Raw genomic sequence first — 1,128 nt, forward strand, 5'->3', positions numbered from 1 at the left:
CAAACCCGTATTTCAGGTCTTGATGACAAAATCATCAGCTTTTACGCCAAAGGTCAAACCACTACTGAGATTGTCGAAACCATCAAGGACATCTACGACGTCGACATCTCAAGCAGCTTGGTTTCCAGAGTCACTGACAACATCTTGGATGACATCACCGCTTGGCAGAACCGGCCACTGAGCAGCGTCTATCCTATCGTCTACTTAGACTGCATTGTCGTCAAAGTTCGTCAGGACAAGCAGATCATCAACAAAGCTATCTATCTGGCCTTAGGCGTTGCTCTTGATGGTAAAAAAGAGCTGCTTGGCATGTGGCTATCAGAGAACGAGGGCGCTAAATTCTGGCTTGGTGTTCTCACTGAGCTACAAAACCGCGGGGTTCAAGATATTCTTATTGCCTGTGTCGATGGTTTAAAGGGCTTCCCTGATGCCATCAATACGGTCTATCCAAAGGCACAGGTTCAGCTGTGTATCGTACACATGGTACGCTATTCGATGAAGTTTGTACCTTGGACAGATAAAAAGGCCGTAGCAGCTGATTTAAAGGCCATCTACGGTGCTGATACGCTTGAGATGGCAGAGGCCAACCTTGAGCACTTTGATGAAGTATGGGGCGGTTCAGTACCCGCATGTCATCAAGTCTTGGCGCAATAACTGGGAGGGCTTAACGGTGTTCTTTGGTTATCCTAAAGACATCAGAAGAGTGATCTATACCACCAATGCGATAGAGTCGCTAAACAGCGTGATTCGGACAGCGGTGAATAAGCGTAAGGTGTTCCCATCTGATCAGGCAGCATTCAAGGTAGTATATCTGGCAACCCAGCAGGCATCCAAAAAGTGGTCGATGCCAATCCGTGCCTGCTGCCATCATCAGCACGCGCGGTTTTTGCATCGTTGGCTCACTCATTTTATTATCCTTGACCAATCCAATCTAGGTGAGGTGGGGATTAAAAAACCCCGTATGACTGACCGTTTATCGGGCAAAACAATCACCATAAAAATGGCAAAATCATAGCATTTTTTTTATACCTTTAAAAGATAAAAGGTTATTTTATAAAAAAACCCTTGAATCACTGTTCAAGGGTTTTTGACAACTTTGTTGCGTATTTAACTTATGTTAATGACTCA

General features: G+C 44.9%; 1 pseudogene. It reads left to right on the top strand.

What is annotated here, in order from left to right:
- Positions 1 to 853, top strand: a pseudogene (locus tag GY683_RS02285) (IS256 family transposase); the annotation flags it as partial.
- Between the last annotated feature and the right edge of the window lie 275 nt (positions 854 to 1,128).

Source organism: Moraxella sp. (assembly GCF_024227015.1).
In the GTDB taxonomy this organism is placed as follows: Bacteria; Pseudomonadota; Gammaproteobacteria; order Pseudomonadales; family Moraxellaceae; genus Moraxella.